This is a genomic window from Massilia norwichensis (genome assembly GCF_024753245.1).
GTDB classification, from domain to species: domain Bacteria; phylum Pseudomonadota; class Gammaproteobacteria; order Burkholderiales; family Burkholderiaceae_D; genus Telluria; species Telluria norwichensis.
This window is the reverse complement of the sequence record NZ_JANUGX010000044.1, coordinates 11,972-33,516: the sequence shown is the minus strand read 5'-3', so window position 1 is coordinate 33,516 and position 21,545 is coordinate 11,972. Positions and strand designations below refer to the sequence as shown.

The window sequence follows — 21,545 nt, the reverse complement described above, 5'->3', positions numbered from 1 at the left end:
TCTGCACGGTCTGCGAACCCCAGTTCGACGTATTGAACGAAGCACTCGCCCTGAAGCTGTACTGCGGCGCCGTCGAATACGGCGACGGTTTGCTAGGCTGTCCACTCAAGCGATACACCTGAATCCCACTGTTGTCGACCAGCGGAAAGCCGGACGCGCACTGCGAAGGCGCGCCGGTGTATTTGACGAAGTAGGCCGAATTCTGCGCGGTGTAGAGCGAAGTCGTGTTTTCGGGGTTGTAGGGATTGACCGCCAGCTCGGCTTTCGCCGCACCGGGTGCGCCGGAGATCAGCACCGCGGTTTCCTCGTCGATGCCGATGCCAGCAACCTCGCCATAATTGGCCACCCCGCCTGTGCAACCATTGCCGATCCGCGCCACGAAGGCAAACAGGCGGCCGAGCCGGTCGCGCGTATTGAAATGGGTGTCGGTGATGGTCTTGGCGAGCGTCGGTACGCTCACGAAGGGGCCGGTCTGCACGAATTTCTTCGACGAGGTGTTCAGCGGATCGATCGTGACGTATTTGTTGAAGGGGTTGCTCAAGGCCTCGGAAGAATCCACCGCGCCGTTCAAGGCCGCAAACGCATATTGCCCGAGCATCGCGGTGCCGGCGCTGGTGCCGCCGACCGGGATGCCGGCGGTCACCGCCTTCTGGATCAGGTTGGCCAGCGAGGTGCTTTGCCAATAGTTGTAGTAATCGGCCTGGTCGCCGCCGGCGATGAAGATGGCATTCGCGCGGCCGACAACCTTCAGCACCTGCGGGTCTTCGGCGGCGGCGCGGCTGTTGACGATCAGGGTTTCGACCGAGGTCACGCCGAGGTCGATGCCGCCCACCAGCTCATAATTGCGCGGCGTGGTGGCATCGATCTGCCCGAGCCGGCTGAAGACGTAGGGGTTGTAGGCATCGGTGCCGGTAGCGCGGATGATGACGAAGCGTCCACCGGTGGCTTTCGTGATGCCGGCCCGCGCGATCATCCAGCGGAAGGCTTCGCCGACGTCGTAGCCGCCGCCCACCAGCGCGATCGACGGGCTGCACGCGCCCTGGGCGCAGGATACGGGCTTGGCGGTCACCGTCGCGGTTTCCGGATTGCCGAGATAGGAATACGTCACCGCCTTCGCGGCGGAAGCGGCGTTCGAGGCCAGCAGAAATGCAGCGACACACAGGGATTGATTACGGAACTTCATGGAACCTCCGTCCAGGGGAAAAGTGCGAACCGGGAAGCGTGCTCTACGCAGACTACATGACCTTAGCAAAGCCGGCATGAAACAAATGCGCACATTCCCACCAAGGGCGCTGATTCATGCCAAACGCATGGCAACCGCGCCACAGGCGATCAGGAATACTGCCAGCAGCCGTGCGCGCCCGATGCGTTCGCGCAGGAACAGGGCGGCGATGCCGGTGGCAAACAGGATCGAGGTCTCGCGCAGCGCGGCGATGGCCGCCACCGGCGCCAGCGTCATCGCCCACAAGGCGATGCCGTAGGAGGCGACCGTGCTGACGCCGCCCACCGGCAGCAGCAGCGGGCGGGCACGCGCGGCGTCGATCAGCGCACGGCGCCGGCGGCGCGCGGTCCACGCCGTCAGCACGAGGCCGGTCAGCAGGAAGATCCACATCGTGTACGCGGCCGGGGCGCCCGAGCGGCGCACGCCGGCGCCGTCGATCATCGTGTACAGCGCGATCACGCAGGCGGTCAGCAGCGCGAACATGGTGGCGCTGCGCTGGGTACCGGCCGTCTGCGGCGCGCGGGCCAGGCCCATGGCGAGGACGCCGCCGCAGATCAGGCACATGGCCAGCCACTGGCCCGGGCGCAGGGTTTCGCCGGTCAGCGGGCCGTTCGCCAGCGCCACCAGCAGCGGCGCGCTGCCGCGCATCAGCGGGTAGGCATGGCTCATGTCGCCGTGGCGGTAGGCTTCGATCAGCAGCAGGTAGTAGGCGCACTGGGTGGCGCTGGAGGCGGCGATGAAAGGCCAGCTGGCGGGCAGCGGTGCGGCCATGAAGGGCAGCAGCAGGGCGCTGGTCAGCGCGCCGCCCAGCACCACCAGGATCGCGGCCGGTTGCGGATCGGCGGGGGCATCGGCGCTGCCGCGCGCTTTGACCAGTGCGTTCCAGGTCGCGTGCAGCAGGGCGGCGCCCAGCACCGCGGCGATGACCTGGGGCGGGATGCCGGCGCTCACGCCTTGACCCGGCCCTGGGCCCGTGCGCGGAAGTAGCGGTGCGCGACAAAGATGGCGACCGCCTGCATGCCGGCGCACAGGAAGAAGGGGCCGCCGACGCGCCAGTCCTGCGGCGGCAGATGGCTGGCGGCGCCCAGCAGGAAGGTGCCGAGCAGCGGCATCAGGACCACGCCCAGGCTGCCGACCGATTGCAGGGAGCCCATCAACTCGCCCTGTTCGCCGGCGCCGGTGGTCTTCGAGATGATGCCCTGCAGCGCCGGGCCGGCGGCGAAGGCCAGCAGGTTACACAGGATGAAGACGTACATCATCCAGCCCTGGGTGGCGAGGCCGTACAGCATGTAGGTGACGGCGCCCGAGGCCAGGCCGAGCAGCGACAGCCGCACCTCGCCGAAGCGCCGGATCAGGATCGCCAGCAGACCGGCCTGCACCACGATGCTGGCGACGCCGACGCAGAACATGGCGATGCCGTTGTCGCGCGGGGTCCAGCCGAAGCGGAAGGTGGTGTACAGCACCCAGGTCGAATGCAGCATCATCTGGGCGAAGGTGACCAGGGTGTAGACCACGACCAGGCCGCGGATCTCGCGCCGCCTGGCCAGTCGCGCCAGGCCGGCGAAGGGGTGGATATCGGAAAAACGGAAGGGCTTGCGCCGGCCGGGCGCCAGCGATTCCGGCACCGCGAAATAACCGTACACGAAGTTGGCGGCCGACAGCCCGGCGGCGACGTAGAAGGGCAGGTGCAGCGAGACGTTGCCGAGCAGGCCGCCCAGCACCGGGCCGCACACGAAGCCCAGGCCGAAGGCGGCGCCGATCTTGCCGAAGCTTTTGGCGCGGTCCTCGGGGCCGGTGACGTCCGACGCGTAGGCCGAGGCCACCGACATGCTGGCCGAGGACGCGCCGCCGATCACGCGGCCGATGAACAGGCAGGCCAGGTTCGGCGCCCAGGCCGTGGCCAGGAAGTTGATGCACATGCCGCCCATCGAGTACAGCAGGATGGGGCGGCGTCCGAGGCGGTCGCTGGCGGCGCCCACCATCGGCATGAACAGGAATTGCATCAGCCCGAACACCGCCGACAGCACGCCGTACCAGAGTGCCTGCTGCTCGCGGCCGTGGACGAATTCGCCGACCAGGGCCGGCAGCACCGGCACGATCAGGCCGATCCCCAGCATGTCGATGAACACGCAGATCAGGACGAAGTTCAGGTTGCCGGCCGAGGGTCTGGCGAGACTTGCAGTGCTGGACATGGCATTCGCGCGGAGGACGAAAATGCCATGTTAGCACTGTTGACTGTCAGTTAATAACAGGAGGTAAGCAGGAGATGAGCAGGAGGTAGCCGCGGTCAGGTGCCGCTCCACTCGGCAGCAAAGGCGTTGCGGAAGTCCGTCAGCACTGCCAGCCGCTGCTCGCCGAGGCGGCGTCCGGCGGCGGTCTGCATCATGCCGGGCAGGCGCGCCAGTTTGACCACGATGTGGTCGAGCGAATAGGCCTGGTCGTCGAGCGGACGCGCGGTCGCCAGCGGATCGCTGCCGTGCGCCAGGCCGGTGCCCATTTTGCCGCCGACGTAGAACATGCGCGCCAAGCCGACCAGGCCGAGGCCGTCGAGGCGGTCGGCGTCCTGCACGATCTGCGCTTCCAGCGTGCGCGGGGTGATCGCGGCCGAGAAGCTGTGGGCTTCGATCGCGTGGGCGACCGCGTCCAGTTTCTCGACCGGGAAGCCGAGCGCCGGCAACCGCTGGCGCGCCAGTTCGGCCGAACGGCGCGAGGCGGTGGCGCGGGCCGGATCGTTCTTCGGCAGGTTGACCAGGTCGTGCAGGTAGCAGGCGGCCAGCACCACCAGCACGTCGGCCTCCGGATAATCGGCGAGCAGGGTTTGCGCGGTGCGCCAGACGCGGTCGAGGTGGCTGGCATCGTGGGCGCCATCGAGGTCGCCGGCGGCGCATTCGAGTGCGAGGGCGGCGAAGCGCGCACGCCATTCTTGGAGTTCAGGAGAGTTCTGTTGCATCGGTATCGGAAGTAGGTAAATCGAAGGCGCGCTGCGACAGCGCGTCCGCGAGGCTGTTCTTGTGGCGCGGCACCCAGCGCAGCGCCAGGCCGTCGATTTGCGCCATCAAAGCGCGCGCCGTGCTGCGGTAGGCCAGCAGCGAAGGGGCGGCGAGCAGGTCGGGACCGGTGACGTCGCCGATCACGACCTGGCTGTCGCCGTAGACGGTGAGGCCGGCCACGCCACGCGCGACGGCCGCTTCCAGCAGCGCGATCAGGGCGCGGTATTCCGCTTCGCTGCTGTTGCCGTGGCCGGCCGCCTGCGAGATCTCGACGGTGCCATCGGGGCCTTCGAGCCGGGCGCCGATGCCGCAACGGCCCGGGTTCGGCCTTGCCGAGCCGTCGAACCAGGCGCGCCAGGCGGTGACTGCGCCGTCGTGGCGGCGGGCCTGTTGTTCACGCTTTTGTGCGCGCAGGGCATCGCGTGCGGCGTCGCGCTTGGCCTGCGCCTGCCGGTCCGCGCTGCGAGCCTCGACCAGGGCGGCCAGGCCGGCCTGCCCGGCGGCGCGTTCGAGCGTGCGGCGCAGCGCCTGCTCGTCGGACAGGCCCTCGGCACTGGCCAGGCGCCGGCTGGCCGCGCGCTCGCTCTTGTAGGCAATCTGTTGAAGACGGTAATGCTCAATCATGCCGGAAGGATACCCGAAAACAAAAAAAGCGCCGGCAAAGCGGCGCTCTCAAAGGGAAACCAGGTGGGCCGATCAGCGGCGCCAGGCGTTGTCCGGACGGCGGTCGTAGCAGTTGGGCACCCCATCGCCGTCGCGGTCGCGGTCATAGCGGTTCGGGATGCCGTCGCGGTCTTCATCCCAGCGTCCGCCGCGGCGGCCGTGCTCGTAGCGGTCGGGGATGCCGTCGCGGTCGCGGTCCCAGCCGCGGCGGCCATGCTCATAGCGGTCCGGGACGCCATCGCGGTCGCGGTCGCGGTAGCCACGGTCATAGCCGCCGCCGTAGGGGCTCCAGCGCGCCGGCTGCATGTACCAGCCGCCGTTGCCCTGGTACCAGACCGGGGCGTTGTAGACATAGCCCGGACGTTCGGCCACCCAGTAGCCGGGTGCCCAGACATGGCGATGCCCATTCCAGTTCCAGTAGCCCGGTGCCCAGACATAGCCGTGGCGCGGCGCCGGGATACGCTCGTACACGGGAGCCGGCGGCGCGCTGCCGATGTAGAGGCTGACGTTGCTCGCGGCAAGCGAAGGCAAGGGAGCGGCAGCTGCGGCGGCAAGGATCAGGGCTGCAAGGGTAAGGGTGCGTTTCATGTTCTGTCTCCAGTCCAGTGCGGATCAAGATGCGTTACGACGATTCCACTATAGCCCGCTAAAACGCGGCTGTGCGCGTCTGAAAGACCTTCTTACACTTGATACAGATATGGGCCGTTCTGCGATGTTTTGCAGCCACATTGCACGTGGAAACGACGTGAAAACGCCTGCGCGGCCTGGTGGGCGCTGGAAAACGGAAGGGGAAACGAGAGGTGCTGCGGAGAAGGTAATGCGGCGATCGAACGGCCGCGGGGGCAAACCGGCAGGGCTACCGGTGCCGCCCGCGGACGCCGGCGATCAAGTGCGGCTCCCGGCGCGTTCAGCCTGCAGTGAAGCGCGTTTTTCGGCTTCGGTCATGCGCTTGGCGCTGACGTGCACGACCGGGATGTTCGGCTGCACAGCCACCTGCACCTGGGCCGGGACGCTGGCCTGGGCCGGCGGGATGGCATCGATCGCGACGCTGGCGACGCCGGCAACGCTCAGCGAGAACAGGAAAGCGGCTTCCATGTGTTTGAGGACGTTCATGATGTTTCTCCTTTTCGGTTGGGTGGTAAATCGTGTTTCGATGTGTGCACTGTATCCATGCGCGCCTTCCGGCTCCAGCGGCTTGCGACAGGACGCCAAAAAAGCGGGATGAAATGCGAAAAGCCGCCGCCGAAGCCGCGCGTTTTCAGGCGCCCTCAGCTAGCTGCACTCGACAATGACGAGCGGAGGACAGGCATGACGGTGACGGTGTTCGGGCTACTCGCGGCGGGGCAGGCGCGCTGGCGGCGCGCGCGCAATCTGCGGGCGGGACAGGCGCGCGCGCGGACGCGTTCGTCGTCGTCGTTGTCGTCGTCGTCGCCTGGTGCCCGGACTGCGCTCGCCGGCCTGGCGGCCCGGCCGGCTGCGCTGCGCTGGCTGGGCGCGGTCTGCTGCCTGCTCGCGTTGCTGGGCGCCGTCGCGATCGGCGTGCATGCGCGCTGGATCGCGGCAGTGGGCGAGGCGGCGGCCAGCGGCCCGGACGGGCTGGCCGCGCTGCAGCCGGTACTGCCGGGCGCCGCGTTCACGGTGCCATCCGGTCCGGCGGTAAGGCTCGAGCCGCACGGCGACGTCGCGCTGCTGATCCTGTCCGGCCTGCGTCCCGAGCCAGCCCAGCGCATCGACCTGTGCAGCCAGATGGCGGACCCGGCACGCGGACATTTGCTGCCGCTGCGGATCGGTTACCGCTTCGACGAGGTCGCGGCACTGGCGGCGCGCAATGCGACGGCCAGCGCCCCGGTCGCGCTGCGCAACGTCGTGCTGGCCGACGAGGCCATGCCGCGCGTGCAGATCGCCGGCAGCGCGGCGGCGCCGGGCTTGCGCTGGGAGGGATATCCGGCGCGCTGGACCGGAGACGCCGGCACGCTGCTCCAGACCGCCGCCACCGGCCAGGCCCGGCTGGGCCGCCAGGGCTGGCTGCTGTGGGACCAGAAGGCACTGCGCATCCTGCGCCGTTCGAGCAGCAGCTGCGCCGCCGGCGAGCTGGTGCTGCAGTTGTTCCGGCCGGCCGCCGAGCCGGGCTCGCGGGCGATGCTGCTGGCCTTCCCGGCGCAGGGCGCGCCGCGCGAGGCCTGGCTGGCGCCCGGCGTCTACACCGTGCCGTCCCAGCCGGCGCCTGCGATGGAAGACTGGCGTCTGTTCGACGCGCTCGCCGCACGCGGCCTGCTGCGCCTGGGTGCCGATGGACTGGCCGAACTGGCGCCGCCCGACCTGGCCGCCTGGCGCGCGCAGGGGCGTACCGGCTGGGACCAGGTCGTCATCGACGCCGATGCGCAGCGCCTGCTCGAGCGCCTGTACCGCCATGCGGACGGCGACTTCGTGCGCGAACAGGTCCGTATCTTCAACAGCGAGCGCCGGCTGCTGGCCTGGCGCCTGCGGCCGGCCGCGGACGGCGCACGGGTGGACGAGAATGCGGCACGTTGGCGGATCGAAGCGGGCGGTGCACCGGCAGCGCTGGCGCGCGACTTGCCGGCCGCCGCCACCCGCCTGTTCGCGCGTCTGCCGCAGGGCTGGGGCGCATGGCAGCGGGTGGCCGCCTGGCCGCTCGGCGGGCAGTCGGCGCGCCTGCGCCTGGCCCTGCCGGCGCCGGCGCGTGCCGGCGACACGCTGCAGCTGATGCTGGTCGGGCGCCTGGCCGGCATCGAAGGCGCCCAGGTGCGCGCCGCCACCCCGGCCTGCGCCGGCCGCGCCTGCCGCAGCGCGGACGAGGTGCAGGTGCTCGACCTGGCGCTCGAACCCGGCGCACGCGAACTGGTCCTGGACGCGGCGCCGCTCGGCATGGACGCGCTGGCCGCCCCCGGCGACGCCCGCTACCGCCACCTGGTGCTGAAGGATGGCGCCCTGGCCTGGCAGGCGCTGCCGACCGGCCAGGGCCCGCGCGCCGGCGCCCGCGCCGAGGTGGCGCTGGCCGACCGCCACGGCCGCAGCCTGTGGATCGACGGCGCCCCGAGCGAAGAGGCGCGGCGGGCCGGCCTGGCGCCGCTGCTGGGCGTGCAGGCCGGGCATGCCAACAGCGTGGCCGGGATGCTGGCGCGCCTGCCCGGTGCCGGCAGCCACCGCGCCACGCTGACCCTCGACCTCGGCCTGCAGGCGCAGGCACAGGGCGCGCTCGACTGCATTGCCATGCGCCGCGGCAGCTGGGACGGCCGCCGCTGTTCAGGGGGCGGCGCCGCGCCGAGCGGACGCCAGGCCGGCATGGTGCTGCTGGATGCCGCCAGCGGGGAGGTGCTGGCAGCGGCCGGCGCCGGCGCGGGCCATGTCGATGCCGCCAACTGGGCGGAAGCGCGCGACTTCGACCGCATCGATCCGGCCGCCAGTCCGCTGCGCCTGCCCGCCTTCCAGCACGACGGCGGCGCCGAGCGCAGCCCGGGCTCGACCTTCAAGATCGTCAGCGCGCTCGGCCTGGAACTGGCGGCGCGCCAGGATCGGCGCCTGGAAAGCCTGCTCGGGGGCGAACCGCTGGCCGCTATCAACGCCGCCGCCGCAGCCCGCGGCTATGCCTTCCGTACCGATGCGGCCACGTATCCGGTCGACGGCCGCGCGCGCATCACGAACTTCCGCGACCAAGGCCTGGACCGGCGCGCCCAGGATGGCCGCCTGGGTCTGCAGCAGGCGCTGACCTACAGCCTCAACACCTGGTTCGCCTGGCTAGGGGAACTGTCGGACCGCAGCCTGCTGGGCCGGCCCGAGGGCGGCGCGCCCGATCTGCAGCCGCTGCAGCCCGGCGCGCTGGACCAGGTGCGGCCGATCGTCGCGATGGCGCGCAAGCTCGGCTTCGGCCAGGCGCTGCGGCTGGACGGCGGCCTGCTGCCGGCGGACTATGCATGGTCGGCCTGGGACGCGCTGCAGGGCAGCCCGAGCGGCATCGACCCGGTGCATACCCGCCACGAACTGCGCCAGATGGCGATCGGCTTGCGCATGCAGGCCACGCCGCTGCAGATGGCGCTGGTGGCGGCCGCGGTCGGCGAGGGCAGGGTCGTCAGGCCGCGCCTGCTGGCCAGCCTGGACGGGCGCCAGGCGGCAACGGTGGACGGGCCGGCGCTGGACTTGCGCCTGGACCGCATCCGCGCCGGCATGAAGGGCGTGATCGATACCGGCACCGCCGCCGGTGCCTTCCGCGGCGCCGACCTGGCCCGGCTGCGCCAGGGCTTGTACGGCAAGACCGGCACCGCACCGGTCGGCGACGGTGACCTGGCCACGGTCTGGTTCACCGGCTGGCTCGAACCCGGCAGCCTGCCGGGCCAGTCCCGGCGCCTGGCCTTTGCCGTGTTCGTCAGCCGTTCGGAAGAAACCGGCGGTGCCCACGCCGCGCCGGTGGTGGCCGCCGTGCTGCGCGCCATGCAGGAAGCCGGATCGACGCCGTAGCGCGAATTGGCGGGTAATTCCGGTCCATCAGCGCGCCTCGCTTTTGTGTTTGTATGGCATCATTTGCTGAACACACGAAAGAGGAAGGTATGCGTCTGCCGGGAACCCGGTATCAGGAGCCAGGTTGGGAAGAGGTGCGCAAGCTGCTCGGGCAATGCTCGCTGGCGGCCCTGCGCGGCGTCGATCCCGCACGTCTGCCTGATGCGGCCGCTTGGGAAGGCCTGCTGGCCGAATATGTCGAGCGTACCGGCGAGCGGCTGCGCCAGGGGCGCCATGGCGCCCGTGCCCGGGCGTCCGGCAACAGCTATGGCGACAGCGTGCTGGAACTGGCGCTCGGCCTGCTGTACGAGCTGCAGGCGCGGCCCGCCGACTGGCAGGCATTCTGCGCGGCGGTCGCGCACGAGCAGGCGCGCATCGCCGGGTTCTGGCTTGACGCCGGCGGCGAGGCGCTGCTGCGCAAGAAGCTGAACGACATGTACGCGGTCCTGCGCGACAAGGTCGACGCCGACAATTACCAGGCCGCCTGCGGCCGCCCCTGCAGCCCGAACCGGATCTACGCCTATCGCATGCTCGACACCGCCTACGGCGAGATCGCGCGCCTGTTCGCCGACTGGGAACAGCACCGCGCCCAGGTCGGCGCCATCCTCGGCCGCGAATTGCAGGGCGTGCCGATCGAGGTACGCCAGCTGCGCACGATCGCCGACTGCCGCGCCGAATGGGTGCTGCGCTGGAGCGAGACCCTCGAAGCCTTCGGCGGCGGTGTCGGGCCGCTGCACACGCGTTCCAAGCGCTTTGCCAACCTCAAGACCGCGCCGGACAAGATCGGCGAGATGCTGCGCGAAATCGGCGACTACCAGGCGCTGTCGGCCAACCAGGACCGCGACTGGCTGCAGGACCGCGACGATGCCGCGCTGTGGATGGACGATTACTGGCGCGTGCTGCAGGAATCGGAACAGGCGGCCACCCCCGGACCCGACCTGATCCTGGAAGCGCGCCAGGAGGCGCTGGAGGACGAGCAGGCGCCCGAAGCGGGGCCGGAGGCGCCGCTGCCGCACGACCCGCAACTGGATGTGCTGGCCACGGCGGTTTCACTGCCCCCCGGCTACATGCAGGCAGCGGGCGAAGCCGAAGCGCGCGCCGGCTGGGTGGCGCGCGAATTATGCGACGACGGCCTGGTCGTGCGCCTGGCCGTGTATGCGAAGCTGCTGGGGCCGGGCGACGAGTCCTATCCGGACGCCTGGCGCGACCCTGCCACCGGCGAGCTGCCGACCATGCAGCAGCTGGCCGGCCTGGCCCAGGTATCGCTGCCGACGCTGCGCAAGCGGCGCGACGCGGCGATCGCCCGCCTGCAAGCGGCAACCATGAGGAGAACGGGATGAACACGAACACCGCAGCGCAAAACACGCTGGACCGGCGCCTGCAGGAACGCCTGCTGCTGGACCGCCGCGTCGAGGGCGACCGCCTGGTGCTGGCCGACGCCACGCTGCTGGCGGCGCTGGACGGCAGCCGGCCGCTGACGGCGGGCGAGCGCGCCGCGCTGCAGGCCTCGCCGCTGACCACGCGCCGCCTGCGCCAGCTGGCGATCGAACGGCGGCAGCAGCATGCCGGGGCCGCGCAGGCCGGCCCTGCAGCCAGCCCTGCAGCCGGCTGGCGCGGCAGCCAGGGTCGCCTGCGCGCCGCCAGCAGCGGTCAGGTCGAGGCGCTGCGCACCGACGACGGCTGGTTCACCCTGCACCTGCTGCCGCAGGGCGAGGGCTGGCGCGCGATCCTGCAGCTGGCCGCCGACGCGCCCTTCGCGCCCGCGCTGCTGGCGGCGCGCGCGGCGCTGCGCGTGCGCGATGGCGCCGGCCGCACGATCCTCGAAGGCCGGCTCGACGCCGACGGCGAGTGCGAGGCGGCCTGGCCGTTTGCCGACGCGCCGGCAGCCCACCTGCAGGCAGCCGACGCCGCCTTCAGCGTCGAAGCTGTCGACACCACCGGACCGCTTGCCGGATGAGGACATGATGCTGGGATTCTTCAAGCGCACCGCACCCGCTGTCGATGCCTGTGAACTGGGCAGGATCGTGGTCGCGCTGGCGGTACCGGGCGGCGCTGCGCCGCCCGCCGGCTGCCAGGCGGTGGTGGTCGGCGTCGACGGCCGCACGCGGCGCCTGCAGGCTGCCCGCAGGATCGAGGCGCGCGAAGGCGAAACCGCCTACGCCTTCCATCCCGGCCCCTACACGGCCGACCTGCAGCCCTTCGACACGGCGCCGGAGATCGGCCTGCGCACCAGCTTCGCCATCGATGCCCCGGATCCGCAGGCATCCCAGCAGCGCTTCGACCTCTACCTGGCGGCCGAGGTCGCGGGCCGGCTGGAGTTGGCGGCGCTGGTGACGGCCATGGAGAGCGCGCTGCGTCACGAACTGGCGCTCGGGGGCCTGGCGCTGCCGCCCTGCACGACCCTGGATGAGTGGAACGCCTTCCGCCAGGGTCTGAACAAGTTGCTCTACATGCGCTTTGGCGTCACCGTCGACGATTGCGTGCCGGTCGACCTGGGCGACAGCCGCGACTATGCGCAAATACTGGCGGCGCGCGCCGCCGCGCCGGCCGAGCCGATCGTCTCCACCGCCGCGCCGGCACCGCAGGCCGCCGGCGCGGCGCCCGAGCGCTTCGACCCGGCAGCCGAGGACGCGAAGGCGCTGCGCCGTCTGTTCCTGGAGCTGCCCTGCCTGATGTGCGGACTGCGTCTGGCGGCGATGCCTGCCGACCCGGCGCAGTTCCAGCGCCAGCAGGCCTTGCTGCAGCGCCTGGACCTGGTATCGGTGGGCGTCAACGCGATGCCGGCGCTGGCGCTGGCGGCGCCCGGCCAGGCCTTGCCGGCTGCCGAGCAAAACCGCCGCGCGCGCCACAGCCGGCGCGCCTGCGTCTCGCTGGACGAGGCCTGGGCGCTGCTGGCGCGCCTGCGCCAGGCCGGCGAGGCCGCGCTGCCCCAGCTCTACAGCGAGGCCGAACGCATCGTCGCCAATCTGGAAGCCGATTGCGCCGGCCGGCGCAGTGTGGCCGGCGAGGAGGAGGGCGCATGAGCACGGACATGAACCACGGCATGCATTCAATCCCGGACACCGTGCAATGCCGCTGCCCGCTGGCCGACGGCTCGGTACTGACCTTGACCGCGACCCGCCGCCCGCGCCTGAACCGCGCCGAGGTCAAATGCAGCGTCCCGGGCGATGCGCGCCTGGCCGAGCGCATGCAGCAGGTGGTGCGGCTGGCGCGCCTGACCGAGGCGGGCTTCGATACCCGCGACCAGGTCGTGCTCAGCCTGGACCGCCCGCCGCCGGCGGGCGAGCGTGGCTGGGAACTGGCGGCCGTGCTGGCCGACCGCAGCGTGCGCGGCCTGCTGCGCCCGAACGCGGCCTCCCTGGCTAATGGCTGGTCCGACGAATGGGAGCGCGGCCGCCTGGCCGGCCATACGCTGGGACCCGCACCTGCGGCGGGCGCGGATGTGCTGCTGGGCGGCGCCGGCGGTCTGCCGCATCTGGGCCTGCTGAGCGGGCACGCCGACCCCGGCGCCGCCGTCTCGACCGCGCGCGCCTGGTTTCCGCTGCACAGCGGTGCGGCCGGCGGGATGGGCTGGGTCGAGGTCAGCGTCCATCCGCTGGCCAAGACGGGGCCGGATGCGGCAGGCACGGAGGCGCTGGAAGAGGAACACACCATCGCCGCCCCCGGTCAGGATGCGGCGCGCCAGCTGGCCGTGCGCCAGGTGCTGTGCGGCGCGCGCCATTTCGACGGTCGCGCGCTGGGGCGCTGGCGCAGCGTGGTGCGCTTCGGCGACGGCGAGTTCGCGGGCCGCTCCTGGGAGCTGGCGCTGGTGATGGCGGACCGGCTGGCGCGCGGACGCGAGTTCGTGCCGCGCGGGCGCCTGATCGCCAGCGGCGCATCGAGCGCCTGGCATGCGGGCCGGGTCGATGCGGTCGAGGGCCTGGAGGCCAAGTGCGCGCTGCTGCTGCGCGAAGCGGGTCCGGGCGACCGCATCCTGCTGCCGCGCGCCTGGCAGGCGCAGTTGCCGGACGGTTTTGCGGAACAGCTGCGCATGCAGGGGGCGAGCCTGGCCTGCGTCGAGCGGATCGGCATCATCTGAGTATCGAATGGCGCGCACGATTGTCATGCGTGGGAACGGGCGGGCCGGCGGCTGCTAGAATCGTCCGGCTGCTGAGCAGTTGAAGAAGGCAAGAAGGAGTGGGTCATGTTGAAGATGTTCGGAATCGGCGGTAGCGCCTGTCCCCGTTGCGAGCACCGGGGCGAGCAAAAGCGTGAAGGACAGGCGGCTTACTGCGCCGGCTGCGGCCTGCTGCTGGGCGCACCGCGCCACAAACCGGTGCTGGTCGATAACCGCTGGGCGCCGGGGCCGGACGAACTGGCCGTGTTCTTCGGCGTGCGCGCGCTGTCCGGTATCTTCGTCAAGACCCTGCACGTGCCGGCCACCGCCCGCGCCTACATCCTGCAGGGCGGGCAGGCCACCGAGGTGCCGCAGGGCGAGTACGAGATCGAAGGCTTCTTCACGCGCCTGAACAACCTGCTGCGCGACCAGCATGCCGAGATCCTGGTCACCCGCAGCGGCGCCTTGCCGGTCGAGTTTTCGCTGCAAGGCCTGACCACCTGCGAGCACCTGCTGGTCGACGCCACGCTGACCCTGTCGCTGAAGATCGAGAACGTGCCGGCTTTCGCGCGCCACTTCATGACCATGCCCGGCACGATCAAGGACGAGCAGCTGCGCGAGCTGATCGCGCCGTCGGTGGCCGAGCTGGCGCAGGAATTCGTCGGCGCGCGCTCGCTGCGCGATATGGCTGGGCAGCGGGCCGACAGGCGCGAACTGCGCCTGGAACTCGACCAGCATTTGCAGGGCGGGCTGGCGCTGCTGCTGTCCCAGTACGGCCTGGCGGTGGTGCGGGTCGACACGATCGCCCTGAAGCACGACAAGTTCGATGCCAACCGCGCCGGCGTTGGAAAACTCATCGGCACCCTGTGGCTGGCCGCGGACGAGCAGCGCGTGCGCATCGAGCATGCGAAGCTGTTGGACGAGTTGTATGACGAGCAGGAATGGCAGCGCATCCGCCGTGAGGAGCAGGAGGCGCGCCTGCGCCACCGCCGCGCCGAGCTAAGCCAGGACGAGAGTCTGGAACGCGCCGGCCTGTCGCTGAAGAACGCCGAGCGCGCCCAGGCGATCCGCGGCCGCCAGATCGAGCTGTACGGCCGCATCGTCGAATCGCGCACGCGCAAGCAGGCGATCGAGCGCGGCGCCGTCGATGCGGTGGCGGCGCTCGAACACGAACTGGCCGGCAAGCGCAACGCGCGCCAGGACGAGGCCGCGCAATGGCAGCAGACCCGCGAGCTGGCCGCGATCCGCCTGCGCACCGAACTCGAAGTGGCGCAGCAGGAGGCGGCGCAGTCGCGCGCCTTCGCCCAGCAGCGTTTCGCCCACCAGTTGCTGCAGCAGCAGATCCGCAACAAGATCGAGCAGGCGCGCGGCATTGAGGACGCCAGCCGCCAGCGCGCCGAGCTGGCCCGCCTGCATGAAGCCGAGCAGGCGGCAGCGCGGCGCGAGCGCGAGATCCAGGACGAAGAGCATGCGGCGCGCCTGAAGCTGCTCCAGCTGGAAAACGCCGCGCACCGGCGCGAAGCCGAGCGCGTGCTCGAATGGCAGGATGCCCAGGCGGCGGGACGCCTGTCGCTGGACGCCGAACAGGTGCGCCAGCAGCTGGACAGCCTGCGCCGCGAAGGCGCGTCGCAGGATGCGCTGGCCCAGCACGAAAAGCTGCTGCGCACCATCGAAGCGGATACCATCGCCGCGCGCAACGGGCGCGAAGGCGAACGCGAACAGCGCGAGCACGAGCTGGTGCTGGCGCGCGCCGAGATCGAACGCCTGCAGGCGCTGGGCGCCCTCGACGACGGTGCGAAGGTGGCGCTGGTGGCGCCGGCCAACGCGGCGCTGCTGGCCGACGTGATGAAGACCCGCGTGCATGCCGGCATGAGCGCCGAGCAGCTGGCGGCCCTGGCCGGCGTGGTCGGCGCGGCGAACACCGATGCCTGGCGCCTCGCCCAGGAGCAGGTGGCGCAGGACCGCGCCCGCCGCGACGCCCAGGAAGAACGCGAGCGCCGCCACCAGCTCGAGCTGCTGGCGCTGCAGAACGACGTCGACAAGACGGCGCTGGCGAGCCAGGCGCAGTTGGGCGCCGGGGTCGCCGGCGCCATCGCCGGTGCGCTGGCCGGCACTGCGGGGGCGGGTGCGGCCTGCCGTCACGCCGATGCGCATGCAGGCGACCGCTACTGCGGCGCGTGCGGTGCGGCGCTGCCGGCGCGGGGATGATGCAGACCGCGATCGACAAGCTGCGCGAGCTGCGCGCCCTGCACGAAGACGGCCTGCTGAGCCGCCAGGAGTTCGACAGCCGCAAGAACGCCATCCTCGACGCCGCCTACGCGCCGCCGCTGGCCGATGGCCCGGCTGCGCCGGCGCCGAACCGGGGCACGGAAATCGGCCTGATGGCCGGCCAGGAGATCGGCCCTTTCGAGCGCCGCTATCGCCTCGAGCGCCTGATCGCCAGCGGCGGCATGGGCCAGGTCTGGCAGGCGACCGACCTTGCCACCCACGCGGAACTGGGCCACAGCGCCCAGGTCGCGCTGAAGATCCTGCCGCCCCAGCTGACCCAGAACACGGCGTACGCGCGCCTGCTGATCGAGGAAGCCGCGCGCGCCCGCCAGCTGGCCCACGAGCACATCGTGCGCGTCTACGACTGGGCCCAGGACCCGGCCACGTCCAGCTACTTCATCATCATGGAATGCCTGGAAGGCGAAGACCTCGACAGCCTGCTGGCGCGCGAGGGCAGGCTGGATCTGGCGCGCACGCTGGGCCTGTTGCGACCGGTGGCGGCGGCCCTCGACCATGCCTGGGAGCGCCATCACCTGGTGCACCGCGACATCAAGCCGGCCAACGTTTTCCTGACCACCCGTGGCGAGGTCAAGCTGCTCGACTTCGGCATCGCCGCGGGCGCCCGCGGCAGCGGGACCGGCGCCAACGGTTCGCTGGAGGCGCCGGCCAGTTCCGGCACCGCCGGCTACCGCGCGCCGGAAGCTGGACAGGGGCGGGAAGCGCCGGCACGCGGCCTGGACGTGTACGCGGTGGCGGCGATGATCTACCAGATGCTGAGCGGGCATCTGCCCTTCGGCGAAGGCCAGGCCGGACGCGGCATCCCCACCCGTCCGGAGGGGTTGAGCGACGCGCAGTGGTCGGCCCTGCAGGCCGGCTTTGCGGCCAGCGCCGCCGCGCGGCCCGGCAGCGTGAGCGTGCTGCTGGACAGCCTGGAACAGGCACGGGAGCAGGAACAGAAGCGGGAACCGGGGCAGAAGCCGGAGCCGGATGGCGACGGCCGGCAGGCCCCGGAACAAGCGCAGCAGGAAGCCCACCAGGAAGCCCAACAGGAAGTCCAACAAGTAGCCCAGCAAACGCTCGACAGCGCACGCGAGGCCGCGGCGGAGCAGGCCCGGCGCCAAGCCCTGGAAGCGGCGGTTCGCAAGCGCGCCGAAGCCGAGGCCATGGCCGCCGCCCAGGCGGCGCTCGAGCGCCAGCGCCAGGAGCAGCTGCGGCAGGAAAAACTGGCGCGCCTGGCCGCCGAGGAAGCGCGCCGCGTGCGCAAGGAAGCGCTGCGCCGCCAGCTGGCCGAGCGCCGCGCGCTGGAATCGGAAAAGGCGCGCCAGGAAGCCGAGCGGGCCCAGCGCAAGCTGGCCCAGGCCAGGGCGGCCGCGGCCTACCTCGTCCAGCAGCAGCGCGCGCGTGCCGAGCAGGCCGCCCGCAGCCAGGCCGAGCTCGAGGTCATGCTGCCGACCCCGGCCAGCCCGGTTGCCGATCTCGAAGGCGTGCTGCGCGACCGCTTCCTGGATGGCGAGGGCAAAGGGCCGGAACTGGTGCTGCTGCCGACCGGCCGCTTCCAGATGGGCTCACCCGAGCATGAGCGCAAGATCGCGATGGCGGCCGGCTCGCAAAAGGGTTGGCTGGCGCGCGAACTGCCGCAGCACTGGGTCGGCATCGAAAAGCCTGTCGCGATGGGACGCTATCCGGTCACGGTGGGCGAATGGCGCGCCTTCGTGCGGGCCACCGGCTGGCAGCAGAGCGGCGAGGTGAACTGGGAGGCGCCGGGCTTTGCGCAGACGGACGCCCATCCGGTGGTCGGGGTCAACTGGTACGACGCCATCGAATACGTGCGCTGGCTGTCCGAGGCGACCGGCCGCAGCTACCGTCTGCCCAGCGAAGCCGAGTGGGAATACGCCTGCCGCGCCGGCACCAAAACCGCGTTCAGCTTCGGCGACACCATCTCCACCGAGCAGGCCAATTACGACGGCAATTTCACCTACGACGGCGGGGCGCGCGGCGCCTACCGGCGCGGCACGACCCCGGCCGGGATGTTCCCGCCGAACCCCTGGGGCCTGTACGACATGCACGGCAATGTGTGGGAATGGGTGCAGGACGTCGTGCACGACAACTACGAAGGCGCGCCGCTCGACGGCAGCGCCTGGGAAGAGGGCGGCGACCAGGCCCGCCGCATCCTGCGCGGCGGCTCCTGGCTGTACAACCCGCGCTATCTGCGCTCGGCGCTGCGCAACGGCTTTTCGAGCGCCTTATCGAACGACATCGTCGGCTTCAGGGTCGTGCGCGAGCTGATGTAACCAGGGCGCGTTGCTGGTTGAGGCGGAAGCTGCCGGCCACGGCGGCCAGCGTTTCGGCCTGTTCCTGCAGCGCGCCGGCGGCAGCCGCCGCTTCTTCGACGAGCGCCGCGTTCTGCTGGGTCGCCTGGTCCATCTGCACGATCGCGAGGTTGATCTGCTCGATGCCCGAACTTTGTTCCTCGCCCGCCGCCATGATTTCCGCCATGATGTCGGTGACACGGGCCACGCTGGTGACGATTTCGTCCATCGTGGCGCCGGCCTTGTCGACCAGCTGCGCGCCGGCGTCGACATTTGCCACCGAGGTCGTGATCAGTTCCTTGATTTCCTTCGCCGCAGCCGCCGAGCGCTGCGCCAGGTTGCGGACTTCGCCCGCCACCACCGCGAAGCCGCGACCCTGTTCGCCGGCGCGCGCCGCTTCCACCGCCGCGTTCAACGCCAGGATATTGGTCTGGAAGGCGATGCCGTCGATGACGCCGATGATGTCGACGATGCGCTTGGACGAGGCGTCGATGCTGCCCATGGTGTCGACCACCTGCGACACGAGCTGGCCGCCGCGCACCGCCACTTCCGAGGCCGAGACCGCCAGCTGGTTCGCCTGGCGCGCATTGTCGGCGTTCTGGCGCACGGTGGAGGTCAGTTCTTCGAGCGAGGAAGCGGTTTCTTCCAGGCTGGCCGCCTGCTGCTCGGTGCGGCTGGAAAGGCTGAGGTTGCCCGACGCGATTTCGCCGCTCGCGGTGGCGATCTGCACGCTGCTGTCGCGCACGCTGCTGACGGTGCCGGCAAGCTGGCGCTGCATGTTGGCCAGGCCCTGCAGCAGTTTGCCCATCTCGTCCTGGCGGCCGGCCACGATCGGCGTCGACAGATCGCCTTTCGCCATCGCCTCGAAGTGGCCGAGCGCCTGGTCGAGCGGGCGCAGGATGGCGCGCAGCAGGCGGACCGACGAGACCAGGATCACGATGGCGCCCAGCACCACGGCGGCGATCGCGAGCTTGAGGAGGCGGGCGGCCAGCTGCTGGCTATGCTCATAGGCAGCCTTCGAACTGACGGTCTGGTACTCGTCCAGCTTGACCGCCGCATTGTTGTAGTCGGTGAATTTCGCAGTCAGCTGCTTCATGAACAGCGACTCGATGGCGTCGGCATCGTTGGACTTGATCGCGCGTACCAGGGCGCGGATGTCGTCGATATAAGCCTTGCGGCGGCTGTCGAGCGCCTCCGCCAGCGGCTTTTCTTCCGGCTCGAGCGGCTCGGCAAGATAGGCGGCCCATTCCTTGTCGGAATCGGCGATGAAATCGTCCATGCGCTTGAGGGTTTTGTCGAGGTCGGGCGCGTCCGGATGCAGGACTGCGCGGTCGAGGACGAAACGTGCGCGGCTCAGCGAATTCTTGGCGCTGCCTAAGGAGCTCACGGTCAACTGGTTGTCGTAATTCGCGGACAAGGCCGTGCCGGCGGTACGCATGCCGTAGATGCCGAGCAGGCCGGTGGCTACGATGAGCAGGCCGAGTGCGGCCATGGTGGCGATCAGCCGGGTGCGAAGCGACAGTGTGGAGAACATGGCGCTAGAGAGCGAAAAGTGGAGCCTGCACTCTAGCGCTGATGTTGCTACCGCACAATGTTCGGTAACATTGACTTAGTAAACCGCCAAGTTTACGTTGCGATGCGGCAACGAAGTTTGTCGAGTGTACGAACATTCCGGCACAAACACGATACCCACGTCGATGCAGGCGCGTGGAATAATTGGTCACTAGTGATTGGTGACGCATGGTTGAGTGAGCTAACTCATCCGTTATTCCAAGGAGGTGTGTTATGCGTATTCCGGACGATATCCGTATTCCAGTGATCGTGCTGTCACTGCAGGCGGCCCTGCTGACCGGCTGCTCGCTGGTGTTCCTGCTCCTGATTCCGCACTGATTCAGGCCGTCTGCGCCTGTAGCCGGCCACGGCGGTCGGCGCCACGCAGGGCTCTGTATTCCGGATAGGGCGATGCCGTGAATCGCACCTGGCCGTGAAAACCGGCCAGGCGCTCGAGTGCGGCCGCCGGACTAAGCGCCGTGTCGGCGCCGCTGACCGGGTCGCGGTGCCAGAAGCCGCCGTCGCGGTGGAAGAGCTGCGGCAGCGCGGCCGCACGGGGCAATGCGCTGCCCGGCGGATTGCCTGGCGCCGCGTCCGGCGCCAGCAGCATGATGCACTCGGCCGCACCGCCGCCGTCGACGCGGTGCAGCACCACCGCATGCGGCAGCAGCGCCGTCACCACCATCGCCGCCACACCCTTGATGCTGGCGGTCAGTTCGATGCGCATGCCCAGCCGCAGCGGGACCGGTCCCTGCCTGCCGGGCCAGACCCCGTCCAGCAGTAGCCCGTAGCGCGACACGTCCTCGATCTCGAAGCCCTGCCGGCCCCGGCGGATGACTGCGTGGCGAGCCGAGATGCGCCGCGTCAGGCCCTCGTGGTCCGGGCCATGCTCGCCGTAATGGCACAGCAGCACGTCGGCTTCGGCCTCGAGCAGGCTGCCGTTCGGTCCTGCTTCCATGCGGCCCAGCACCCACTCGTCGAGCGCGAACAGGCGCAGCTGGCGCGGCATGCCGGCATCCGGTTCCGCATACACCAGGCAGGCCTGGGACGCCGGGCAAGGGTGCAGTGGGCGCGTGGCCGGCAGATCGATTTCGATCAGGTCTTCGTCCCAGGCGATGGTCGGCAGCGCCAGGTCGATCTTGCCCTGGTGCGTGCCCGACTGCGCGCCGAACTGCAGCTGGGCGATCGAGGCATTGCGGGCATCGATCGCGATATCCAGCGGGCCGGCGGCGTCCAGGCCGTGCAGGCGCGCGATCGAGGCGTCGTCGGCATGGATGCGCACGTTCTTGCGCGCGTTGAGATAGGTCTGGTGGATCTCGGCCAAGGACGCATCGGCGCGCGGCACCAGCAGCACCGGGGTGGCGACCCAGGTGCGGTTGCGGCCGTGCTGCGGGTCGCGCGCATGCAGTTCGACGTCGACGCGGTACTGGCCGTGTTCGCGGCCGCGCGAGGAAAATTCCACCACCAGCGGACGCCAGTCGCCGCGCAGGCTGCGCGTGAAGGTATGCCGGCCGCCGCCCTGGGGCAGCAGGGCCGATTGCAGCAGCAGGGTCAGCTCGGGCGGGGTGTCGTCCGGCATGCCGCGCAGTTCGAGCCGGATCGCCTGGCGGCCGCCGGCGGCGCGCGGGTCGAAGCCGCTGATATGCAGATGCGGCCGGGCTTCCTGGCGTGCCGGCGCGGCCGCGGCGCCGGGCCGGATCGCATCGGCGGCATCGCGCCGGGCGCGGACCTCCTGCAGCATCTCGAAGCTGGAACCGAGCGGGTCGGCGCTGGACGCCGCCGCTGGCTGCCCATGACCGTGCGCGCAGGCCTGTTCGCCGGGGAAAACCCAGGCGGTACAGTGCGGATGGTCGGGGCTGCTGCAGCGTTTCATGGTTGGCGGGATAAGCTCGCTTGCGTCGGGAGAAGCTTACGCGATTCTACGCTCAGCCGGC

General features: G+C 70.6%; 16 protein-coding genes. 7 read left to right on the top strand and 9 right to left on the bottom strand.

The window, feature by feature from the left end; translation table 11 throughout:
* The 7 genes from NX782_RS25100 to NX782_RS25070 all read right to left on the bottom strand — a co-directional run.
* Positions 1-1,183, bottom strand: a 1,183-nt coding sequence (locus NX782_RS25100; protein WP_258848232.1) for a cyanophycinase, incomplete at its 3' end; no start/stop codon positions are given.
* A gap of 114 nt (positions 1,184-1,297) precedes the next feature.
* Positions 1,298-2,173, bottom strand: a complete 876-nt coding sequence (locus NX782_RS25095) for an EamA family transporter (RefSeq protein ID WP_258848231.1) — start codon at positions 2,171-2,173, stop codon at positions 1,298-1,300.
* Positions 2,170-3,414, bottom strand: coding sequence for an MFS transporter (locus NX782_RS25090; RefSeq protein WP_258848230.1), 1,245 nt, complete (start codon positions 3,412-3,414; stop codon positions 2,170-2,172). Before NX782_RS25090 ends, NX782_RS25095 begins: the two co-directional genes overlap by 4 nt.
* A 95-nt stretch (positions 3,415-3,509) precedes the next feature.
* Positions 3,510-4,172 carry an HD domain-containing protein gene (locus NX782_RS25085; RefSeq protein ID WP_258848229.1) on the bottom strand — a complete coding sequence of 221 codons (663 nt, stop codon included), beginning with the start codon at positions 4,170-4,172 and terminating at the stop codon, positions 3,510-3,512.
* The gene (locus NX782_RS25080; RefSeq protein ID WP_258848228.1) at positions 4,153-4,836 is read right to left on the bottom strand and encodes a ribonuclease HI family protein; all 684 of its coding nucleotides are present in this window, start codon (positions 4,834-4,836) and stop codon (positions 4,153-4,155) included. The genes NX782_RS25085 and NX782_RS25080 overlap by 20 nt, the downstream gene beginning before the upstream one ends.
* Positions 4,837-4,908: 72 nt before the next feature.
* Positions 4,909-5,463 (bottom strand): YXWGXW repeat-containing protein, encoded by a 555-nt coding sequence (locus tag NX782_RS25075; RefSeq protein WP_258848227.1) that lies wholly within the window; start codon positions 5,461-5,463, stop codon positions 4,909-4,911.
* Between the two features lie 297 nt (positions 5,464-5,760).
* Complete coding sequence (locus NX782_RS25070) at positions 5,761-5,988, bottom strand: hypothetical protein (RefSeq protein ID WP_258848226.1); 228 nt, start codon at positions 5,986-5,988, stop codon at positions 5,761-5,763.
* 195 nt (positions 5,989-6,183) lie between these two features.
* Between NX782_RS25070 and NX782_RS25065 the strand changes: the two genes are divergently transcribed.
* From NX782_RS25065 to NX782_RS25035, 7 genes are all read left to right on the top strand, one after another.
* Positions 6,184-9,348 carry a penicillin-binding transpeptidase domain-containing protein gene (locus NX782_RS25065; RefSeq protein ID WP_258848225.1) on the top strand — a complete coding sequence of 1,055 codons (3,165 nt, stop codon included), beginning with the start codon at positions 6,184-6,186 and terminating at the stop codon, positions 9,346-9,348.
* An 89-nt stretch (positions 9,349-9,437) separates the two neighbouring features.
* On the top strand, positions 9,438-10,727 hold the full coding sequence (locus NX782_RS25060) for a hypothetical protein (RefSeq protein WP_258848224.1): 1,290 nt from the start codon (positions 9,438-9,440) through the stop codon (positions 10,725-10,727).
* A complete protein-coding gene (locus tag NX782_RS25055) occupies positions 10,724-11,344 on the top strand; it encodes a hypothetical protein (protein WP_258848223.1) in 621 nt (206 codons plus the stop codon). The genes NX782_RS25060 and NX782_RS25055 overlap by 4 nt, the downstream gene beginning before the upstream one ends.
* 4 nt (positions 11,345-11,348) lie before the next feature.
* Positions 11,349-12,410, top strand: coding sequence for a hypothetical protein (locus NX782_RS25050; RefSeq protein ID WP_258848222.1), 1,062 nt, complete (start codon positions 11,349-11,351; stop codon positions 12,408-12,410).
* Positions 12,407-13,465, top strand: a complete 1,059-nt coding sequence (locus NX782_RS25045) for a hypothetical protein (RefSeq protein WP_258848221.1) — start codon at positions 12,407-12,409, stop codon at positions 13,463-13,465. The genes NX782_RS25050 and NX782_RS25045 overlap by 4 nt, the downstream gene beginning before the upstream one ends.
* A 105-nt stretch (positions 13,466-13,570) precedes the next feature.
* On the top strand, positions 13,571-15,691 hold the full coding sequence (locus NX782_RS25040) for a coiled-coil domain-containing protein (protein WP_258848220.1): 2,121 nt from the start codon (positions 13,571-13,573) through the stop codon (positions 15,689-15,691).
* On the top strand, positions 15,688-18,042 hold the full coding sequence (locus tag NX782_RS25035) for an SUMF1/EgtB/PvdO family nonheme iron enzyme (protein ID WP_308633124.1): 2,355 nt from the start codon (positions 15,688-15,690) through the stop codon (positions 18,040-18,042). Before NX782_RS25040 ends, NX782_RS25035 begins: the two co-directional genes overlap by 4 nt.
* Here NX782_RS25035 and NX782_RS25030 read toward each other — a convergent pair.
* Positions 18,017-19,594 (bottom strand): methyl-accepting chemotaxis protein, encoded by a 1,578-nt coding sequence (locus NX782_RS25030; protein WP_258848219.1) that lies wholly within the window; start codon positions 19,592-19,594, stop codon positions 18,017-18,019. The two genes, NX782_RS25035 and NX782_RS25030, sit on opposite strands and share 26 nt — an antisense overlap.
* A gap of 357 nt (positions 19,595-19,951) precedes the next feature.
* Positions 19,952-21,484, bottom strand: a complete 1,533-nt coding sequence (locus NX782_RS25025; RefSeq protein WP_258848218.1) for an FHA domain-containing protein — start codon at positions 21,482-21,484, stop codon at positions 19,952-19,954.
* Between the last annotated feature and the right edge of the window lie 61 nt (positions 21,485-21,545).

What these genes read in the sequence shown, in the direction of transcription:
- NX782_RS25090 (WP_258848230.1), bottom strand. Translation starts at nt 3,414, where the DNA reads ATGTCCAGCACTGCAAGTCTCGCCAGACCCTCGGCCGGCAACCTGAAC.
- NX782_RS25085 (WP_258848229.1), bottom strand. Translation starts at nt 4,172, where the DNA reads ATGCAACAGAACTCTCCTGAACTCCAAGAATGGCGTGCGCGCTTCGCC.
- NX782_RS25080 (WP_258848228.1), bottom strand. Translation starts at nt 4,836, where the DNA reads ATGATTGAGCATTACCGTCTTCAACAGATTGCCTACAAGAGCGAGCGC.
- NX782_RS25075 (WP_258848227.1), bottom strand. Translation starts at nt 5,463, where the DNA reads ATGAAACGCACCCTTACCCTTGCAGCCCTGATCCTTGCCGCCGCAGCT.
- NX782_RS25070 (WP_258848226.1), bottom strand. Translation starts at nt 5,988, where the DNA reads ATGAACGTCCTCAAACACATGGAAGCCGCTTTCCTGTTCTCGCTGAGC.
- NX782_RS25065 (WP_258848225.1), top strand. Translation starts at nt 6,184, where the DNA reads ATGACGGTGACGGTGTTCGGGCTACTCGCGGCGGGGCAGGCGCGCTGG.
- NX782_RS25060 (WP_258848224.1), top strand. Translation starts at nt 9,438, where the DNA reads ATGCGTCTGCCGGGAACCCGGTATCAGGAGCCAGGTTGGGAAGAGGTG.
- NX782_RS25055 (WP_258848223.1), top strand. Translation starts at nt 10,724, where the DNA reads ATGAACACGAACACCGCAGCGCAAAACACGCTGGACCGGCGCCTGCAG.
- NX782_RS25050 (WP_258848222.1), top strand. Translation starts at nt 11,349, where the DNA reads ATGATGCTGGGATTCTTCAAGCGCACCGCACCCGCTGTCGATGCCTGT.
- NX782_RS25045 (WP_258848221.1), top strand. Translation starts at nt 12,407, where the DNA reads ATGAGCACGGACATGAACCACGGCATGCATTCAATCCCGGACACCGTG.
- NX782_RS25040 (WP_258848220.1), top strand. Translation starts at nt 13,571, where the DNA reads ATGTTGAAGATGTTCGGAATCGGCGGTAGCGCCTGTCCCCGTTGCGAG.
- NX782_RS25035 (WP_308633124.1), top strand. Translation starts at nt 15,688, where the DNA reads ATGATGCAGACCGCGATCGACAAGCTGCGCGAGCTGCGCGCCCTGCAC.
- NX782_RS25030 (WP_258848219.1), bottom strand. Translation starts at nt 19,594, where the DNA reads ATGTTCTCCACACTGTCGCTTCGCACCCGGCTGATCGCCACCATGGCC.
- NX782_RS25025 (WP_258848218.1), bottom strand. Translation starts at nt 21,484, where the DNA reads ATGAAACGCTGCAGCAGCCCCGACCATCCGCACTGTACCGCCTGGGTT.